A 7,635-nucleotide genomic window follows, 5' to 3' on the forward strand; every position below is an offset into this window, starting at 1 on the left:
CTGACACGCCGATCCCATCAATTTCGCACCCAGATCGGGCTCGATATGGCCAGATCGCCATTGGCCTGCACGATGCGAGCGTAGTACCAGTCCTCCTTTGCCCCCTCGTCCGGCCCGTCAGAGAACTCAAGCCGGCCCGTGTAGTGCGGCGCGAAGACTAACCGCTGAAAAACCATCGATTCGCTCGTAAACGGGCCGGTAAACTCAAGGGTGTTCTCCGAGGACAGATCCTTGAGGCTCTTCTCTATCTTCATGGCGACAGGCCGTGTCATCGTACACTTGAGAACGGCTTGGGGGCCGCCTTCGATCTTCAGGACCACGCTGTTGTTGACCAGATCGCCGAGCGGTTCCTTGCGCGAGGTGTAGGAGCGGACCCGATACGACTTCTCCGACAGCTTCTCCACCCTGTTGCGCCGGTCCTCGTCGAACGGCCCGGCGCGGAAACAACCCTGGGCCTCGACGATTCGGCCGCCGATGATCTCCAATTCGAAATCCCAGTCACAGATGCGAGTCATCGCCAGATCCCCCCAGGGCCCCCAGCCGAATTCAACGCGGCATAGCACCGGCGACGACCAAGGCGGAGAATGAACGTCGGCGTCCGTTGGGAAGGCCCGAGCAACCACACGGCCGTTCTTGACCAGCTCAATCGACGCAATCTCATCCCAGCCGCTCGCCGTGATGGTGACCTGCCGGTTCGGGGTCTCAGGCAGGATGTCACCCATCCAATGGCCGTTGACCCGGAAGTCCAAGGCAATGCGATCGCCCGTGACCGCGAACGACCGCCGGGCACGCAGGGCCTCGAAAACCCCCTCCCTCGTCAACTCGTTCGCATAGAGGCCCACCAGCCCCTCACGATACGCCCCCGGATAGCCACTGTGATTGTCCGTGCTGGCGACAACGCCGACATGCGCGCCTCGGGCAAGGAGGGCTCGCAGGGTCCTCGGTGTCCACCGTCCGCCGTTGCTGTGGCGAACGTAGTCGAACGGCCCGCGGTCGTGCTCGGCCAGACCGTGCTCGGAGAAGATCTCCACGACCGGAGACACGTCCGTGTCAAGAAACTCGAATGCCGTCCCGCGCCACTGCCACCGATAAGCCGGGTGATGCGGGATCAGCAAGGCCCCCTTCTCTTTCGCAAAGGCCTGGACCTTCGATATGTGATCGAAATACTCCAGCGGCGCGTCGACGTCGGAGGGGTAGATCAGGCACTGATCACCGAATCGGCTCGAGTGCCATTCGTAAGCCACGAAGGGAACGAATCGCCCCGGCTTGTAGCGCTCTTTGGCCATCCGCCGAACCTCGTCCCAGTGTTCCCGCGTGGCCGCAAAGCCGTTCACCCATTTCTCGTGCTTGTTCTCGGGCATGATGGGCATGTCATGCCAGTGGCCGTGGGCGGTGAAGGCAAAGAAATCCAGGTGGCTCTCGGCGATCTCGTAGCTGCGCTGCAAGGAGCCCTTGCCGTATCCAACCGCATTGTGATTGTGGATATCGCCCCAGAAAAGCTGCCTGGGCTGATCGGCCGTCAAGCGGACATTGATCAGCAGGACAACAGATGCAAACACCGAAATGAACACACGTTGCCGAGAAGGAATCATCGTGAAACCTGCCTGTTGCACACCGCGCGATCTTATGCCATAATCCGCATGCGAGTCATCTCATCCGGCAAGACGAGGTTGTTCCGGATGAGCGAGATTCGCTCCTTCGCGGCCCCATTATACCGGGAAGACGATGCTTGTCCGGCAAGGCAAGCAGCGGAACTCGGCATGAGAAGGGACTTGCGAGAGCTGCTTTCTCCCCACCTGCCCCCAGGGAGCGAGCGGTTGACGATGAGCGGATCATCACTGCACTCGGACCCCTGTTGCGGAAGAAGTCGGACGGCATCGGTACGTCGTCGATGGCTGCGCTGAGCGTGGCCAGAGATGCTTCTGTTTGCGCATGTCGCCACAGAAGAACGCTGGAGATGCGCGCCGCGGACTCGAACCGCCCCCCCAACCGGTGCGCACGGAGAAAGCAGAAAGGACGTGAGGCGATCAATGCGTGCAAATCGACGGATAGGCACGATCCTGCTGTTACTGGTGAGCGCTTGTGATCGGGGTGCCTTGGCAGTTGATCTCTACGTGGCGCCGAGCGGGAAGATCGAGTGGTCGGGAACACTGCCGGCGGCCAACGCCGAGCATTCCGACGGCCCCCTGCCTTCAATCGCAGCCGCCCGAGACCTCATCCGTTCACGCCGGGCCAGCGGGATGTGGACGGACGAGGCCATCACCGTGCACCTGCGCGGCGGCGTTTACTACCTGGAGGAAACGGTCGTCTTCGAACCTCGGGACTCGGGAACCCCGGGCAAGCCGATTGTCTATGCAGCGTACAAGAACGAGCAACCGATCCTCAGCGGCGGGCGGGTCATCGGCGGTTGGCGCGACGCGGAGATCAACGGCCGACCCTGCTGGGTGGTCGAAATCCCCGAGGTCAAGGAAGGCAAATGGTATTTCCGGCAGTTGTTCGTTAACGGCAGACGCTGCCCGCGTCCGCAGGTGCCGGAACAAGGCTGGTACCAGTTCGCCGGCATCCCGCCACATAGTGAAAGATACTTGAAGAGAGAGAACGTGCGCGACAAGGCCAATCAGAATGACCGGGCGTGTTACCGCCCGGGGCACGTGAAGAAATGGCACAATCTCGGCGACGTGGAGTTCGTTTGTCTGATGAGCTGGGACGAGGCTCATCTGTTCGCCGCCAACCTGGACGAGGCGACCCGGACCATCGAGTTCACCCAACCAAGCTACCTGGGCGCCGACAAGGTCATCACAGACGACAAGAACGGACGCTACTACATGCTCGGCGTGCGAGAAGCCCTCAACAAACCCGGACAGTGGTACCTCGATCGAGTCAGCGGCATGCTCTACTACCTGCCCGTGGCCGGAGAGACGCCGGACAACACAACAGTTGTTGCCCCCCGGTTGAACGAGTTGCTGTGTGTGCTCGGCGACGAACCCCGCAATCCGCTTGAGGAAAGAAACAAGACATTCTGGACGGGACCGCGGCTGATCGGCCAGGGACCCACTCCCAGGCCGATTGAGCATCTGGCCCTGAGAGGCCTGACTTTGAAGCACAATAACTGGTTCCTGCCTCCCGATAAGTCCGCCGGAGGCCAGGCCATGGCCCGGCTGCCCGCGGCCCTGTTCCTGCTCAACGCCCGGAATTGCCGGATCACCGATTGCACGGTCTCCCAGATCTCCAATTGGGCGATCGAGCTGGGCGCCGAATGCAGAGACAACGTGATCTCCGGCTGCACCCTGACCGACCTCGGCGCCGGCGGCGTCAAACTCAACGAGGACAGCCATCACAACACCGTCACCGATTGTGAGATTTCCAACGGCGGACTGGTGTTCCCCGGCGCCGCCGGCGTCTGGGTCGGCCACAGTTGGGCCAACACCGTTTCGCACAACCATATCCATCATCTGTACTACACCGGGATCAGTGTCGGCTGGGTCTGGGGATACTCCCGGCCCAGCAAGGCGGCCTGCAACATCATCGAGTACAACCACATCCACCACATCGGCCGGAAGCTGCTCAGCGACATGGGCGGCATCTACACGCTCGGCTCCTCTCCGGGAACCGTTCTGCGCTACAATCTCATTCACGATGTCGAGGCCTTCGCGTACGGCGGCCACGGCCTGTACAACGACGAGGGCAGCAGCTTCGTCCTTTTGGAGAATAACATCGTCTACCGGACCAGCCACGAGTCGTATCATCAGAACTACGGGCAATACAACGTGATCCGAAACAACGTGTTCGCCTATAGCGCCGACGGCACGGTCAACCGATCGGGGCAGAATGACCCCTTCTCGTTCACCATCGAGCACAACATCGTCTACAGCACGTTGCCGCGGATGCTGGACAACGGATGGCGCTGGAACAAGAGCGGAAACTTCAAGATGGACTACAACCTCTACTGGCGGGAAGACGGTCAGCCGTTCGATTTCCCCGGCGATCGATCATTCGAACAGTGGCAGCAATGGTGGGACCAGGACAGGCACTCGATCATCGCGGATCCTCTGTTCGTGGACCCAAAGAACGGTGACTTCAGACTGAAGGCCGGCTCACCGGCCGAGAGGATCGGCTTCAAGCCGATCGACACGAGCAGGATCGGACGACTGAAGTCCCATACGCCGGGATAATGGCGTCCGAGCGAGTCTCCGCCTGTGACGGAACGCGGCGAGAGGAGGACTACTGATGACAAGCGGCTCTCCAGTCTCAAGCTCCCGACTCCCCGGCATCCAGGCGACCGCCCTGTTTGTGCTCCGTCTGGCGATTGGATGACACTTCCTATGAGAAGTAATTGCAAGGTACGTGATCCGAACGGGACGTCCGCGGGTGACCTCCTTGAATCCCATCGGGTCCTTTCGGACTTCTTTCATTGGATCGTCGCCCATCCGCGGGTGCTGAGGGTGGTTGACCTGTTGAACATCTGGGGCTTGATCGGCATCGGCCTGGCCCCGTTCTTAAACCCTTTGACACGCTTGGCGTGTGCGTTCGGCATCCTGCTCCTGGTCCTGTACTACGTGTCCTTCCGGTAAGCCTGCATGAAACGGCGTGAGGCGGCTGGTATCGTCGGCCGTCGCCGCGAGGCGGCACGGAGGACGGCGGATGAGAACCGGAACGACGCGATCGCCCGCGAGCAAAACCTGTCGCCGGAGCAACGGCTGGCCTTCCACCAGGCCGAGAGCGGCCCGATCATGGAGCAGCTCCGGGCCTGGTGCATCCGGCAGTTCGATGAACGGCTGGTGGAGCCCAACTCAGCGCTCGGCCAGGCCATCTCCTACCTGCTCAAGCACTGGGAGAAGCTGACCCTCTTCCTGCGTCAGCCCGGAGCCCCTCTGGACAACAACATTGTCGAACGAGCCCTGAAACGAGCGATCCTGCATCGAAAGAACGCGCTGTTCTACAGAACCCTCAACGGGGCCCGCGTCGGCGACCTGTTCATGAGCCTCATCCACACCTGCCAGCTCAACGACGTCGACCCCTTCGACTACCTGACCGAACTGCAACGCCACGCCGAAGACCTCGCCGCCCAACCCGAAAACTGGATGCCCTGGAACTACCGCAAGACAATCCAGGAGACCGACGCCGACATCCCTGGCTGATCCCTCGGTTACTCCGTCCCACCCCGGGCACGCCGTCCAAGATTACGCATGCTTACCGGAAGGACACAGCGCAGCTACGTCCACGGCATGCAGTATATTGACGAGCGGGCGGTGATGAGGGATCATCAGGCGGACGCAAAGCCGGGCGACAACCAGATGGGCAAGGACTACTACTACCTGCTCCAGGAGTTGTACACCGTGGCCGGCCTGGCCGACTGCCGGGGATGGATGGAGGAGATGTACGTGTACGACACGTACGGGGGGGCGACTCTGTACGACTGGTGGCCGGGAGACGTCAACCGCAACGGTCCTGTCACCGCCGGCGACATGGCACTCGTGTCCGCGAGGGTCGGTGCTGGCTGGGATGAACCCTGGTGTGATGCCAACCTGGACGGCGATGTAACGGCAGCCGATGTGTCGGAGATCGCTGCATTGATCCCCGTTTCATCTTCACCTCCTCCCACGATCAACTACAGTTCCGTCGACAATCCCTATTTCTTCACCGGCCGTACCACCGACACGCTCCACGCCTCCGCCCTGCTGGTCAGCGAAGACCCCGACTTCAAACGAATCCAGGACAACCGCAACCGAATGTACGACCCCAAACACGGCCGCTGGCTGCAGAGGGATCCGGCGGGGTATGTGGATGGGGTGAATCTGTACTCCTATGCCCGGAGCAACCCGACGGGTGGTCTGGATCCCTTGGGCACCTGGGACTACCGTGTTCACACAGAAAAGACGAGGAGCTGGGCGATTGACGAGGCGATGACGGAAACCGGCGCAGCACGCGTGGCGCATTATGATGAGGCTACCGACACATTTGCCTATTTCGGCGAATACGCCGAGCAGTCTTGGACGCCGGTGCCGGGCGGTCGCAGCCAGGGTTATCACTTCAACGCCTACAGGTACGGTGTTGATTCAAGGCATCAGCATCGAGATGAGGATTACGACAAGGCGCTCAAGGCATGCCTTGACAAGGATGACCCTGAGACTGCGTCAAGGTGGCTGGGGCACAGTCTCCACGCACTTCAGGATTGGTATGCGCATGGCGAGTACAATTCAGGGGATTCTGACACCTTCATCACGCATGGGCCCTACTACGATGATCCCGAGTATGATGCCGCCGGCCCTGTCTATCGAGTCTATCATGTCACGTTCGAAAGCTCCTACAACTGGCCCGGCGATGACGGGTACAAGATACCGCCAGCCTACCCGTTGTACTGGTTCTATAAATACGACGCGTTCGACAGGCCAAATGGCTCGACTCCGGTCCAGGCACGTTCTGACGGGCGGCCGCCAAAAGTCTACGGGCGCTGGCTGACAAGACTTCAAAGCGGTTACGGTGGGCGCGCCGGCGAGCCTTCTTATCTTTCAGTGTTCTGGGAGGCCAGGTGGCTGTTGTGGGAAAGGGGGAACAAGCGAGTAAGCGGAACAGAGATGGAATCTCGATCTCATATCGACAAGTTCTTGCGGGCAATCTGCACAGGCTGCAACAACGGCAAGTGTCCGAAGTGCCAGTGCCATTTTATCCAATTTGGCCCCCTCGCCACAAGTTCTGCTGGAAGTAGTCGTCGTTGCGGGGAGGAATGTGCGGCGGAAAGTGAAGGAACCGAACGGTGAGGACGAGAACCAGACTCAGACTGTTGCGCTGTGCCGTGATCCTTATGCCGCTTGGCCTTGTGATTCCTGGCGTGGCCGCAATCATCGGCAAGCCGGTGGGCTCTATGTGGCTTACGAACTATTCCTGTCCCCTTGCGTTTCTGCTTGCCGACGCGATCATATTAGCCTCCAGCCGTGAGTGGACCTTGAGGGTCTTCGCCTTCCTGTCCATCGCCTCGCTTGCGGGGGCGATACTCTGCGTCAATCTTCCTGGCATCAACTACAATATGATGAACGGGCCTGGGTATTTCTACTCCGTGTTGTTCGCCTTTGTCCTGCTCCCATTGTCCGCAGTACTGTCACTCGTTGTCTTCGTCCTTGCTCTCCGGGAAGCACGCCGTGATCCCGCGCCTGAGGGGCACTGCACTTTCTGCGGTGACAGTCTCAGAGGCTCAGGTGACACACGTTGCCCGGAATGCGGCGCGCCCTTCGGTTCATCGCTGATGGGTGGACCAGACGCTGGTGAAAAGATCGGAAGAAACAGAATAAGGAATCCATCATTGCCGACTGGGCAAGGCGCAGGTGACCAATGAACGAACGATCGAGTAACAAGCCGGTACCGCTGTTGGCCCTGGCGGCCGCCCTGGTCATCCCCGGCTTCCTGCCCCAATCCGCCCACGGCATGTACGACCCCAAACACGGCCGCTGGCTCCAGAGGGATCCGGCGGGGTATGTGGATGGGATGAATCTGTACCAGTACACGGGGAGCAGCCCCGTTGTGCTGGCGGATCCGACGGGAGGGTGCTCCAAACCTCCGCCGCCGCCATGTACGTGTTGCTGTGCGCTAGCGGACCTTTCCGACTTATCCTACCGCTTCTCATATTTCTGAACAGGCTGG

The 7,635-nt window shown here is 60.5% G+C and carries 6 protein-coding genes; 5 read left to right on the forward strand and 1 reads right to left on the reverse strand.

Translation table 11 applies throughout. The features are described 5' to 3' along the window. Positions 1-17: 17 nt before the first annotated feature. Positions 18-1,592: a DUF3604 domain-containing protein gene (locus tag PLL20_12740; protein HPD30858.1), complete on the reverse strand. Its 1,575-nt coding sequence runs from the start codon at positions 1,590-1,592 to the stop codon at positions 18-20. A gap of 438 nt (positions 1,593-2,030) precedes the next feature. Between PLL20_12740 and PLL20_12745 the strand changes: the two genes are divergently transcribed. The 5 genes from PLL20_12745 (at position 2,031) to PLL20_12765 (ending at position 7,626) form a co-directional block, all read left to right on the forward strand. Further along, positions 2,031-4,172, forward strand: a complete 2,142-nt coding sequence (locus tag PLL20_12745; protein ID HPD30859.1) for a right-handed parallel beta-helix repeat-containing protein — start codon at positions 2,031-2,033, stop codon at positions 4,170-4,172. 150 nt (positions 4,173-4,322) lie between these two features. After that, positions 4,323-4,571 (forward strand): hypothetical protein, encoded by a 249-nt coding sequence (locus PLL20_12750; GenBank protein HPD30860.1) that lies wholly within the window; start codon positions 4,323-4,325, stop codon positions 4,569-4,571. Between the two features lie 6 nt (positions 4,572-4,577). Beyond that, complete coding sequence (locus tag PLL20_12755; GenBank protein HPD30861.1) at positions 4,578-5,138, forward strand: transposase; 561 nt, start codon at positions 4,578-4,580, stop codon at positions 5,136-5,138. 48 nt (positions 5,139-5,186) lie between these two features. Continuing rightward, positions 5,187-6,758, forward strand: a complete 1,572-nt coding sequence (locus PLL20_12760) for an RHS repeat-associated core domain-containing protein (protein ID HPD30862.1) — start codon at positions 5,187-5,189, stop codon at positions 6,756-6,758. Between the two features lie 568 nt (positions 6,759-7,326). Further along, entirely contained in the window at positions 7,327-7,626 is a 300-nt protein-coding gene (locus PLL20_12765) for an RHS repeat-associated core domain-containing protein (protein HPD30863.1), read from the forward strand. Positions 7,627-7,635: the final 9 nt, after the last annotated feature.

The organism is Phycisphaerae bacterium, assembly GCA_035384605.1.
In the GTDB taxonomy this organism is placed as follows: Bacteria; Planctomycetota; Phycisphaerae; order UBA1845; family PWPN01; genus JAUCQB01.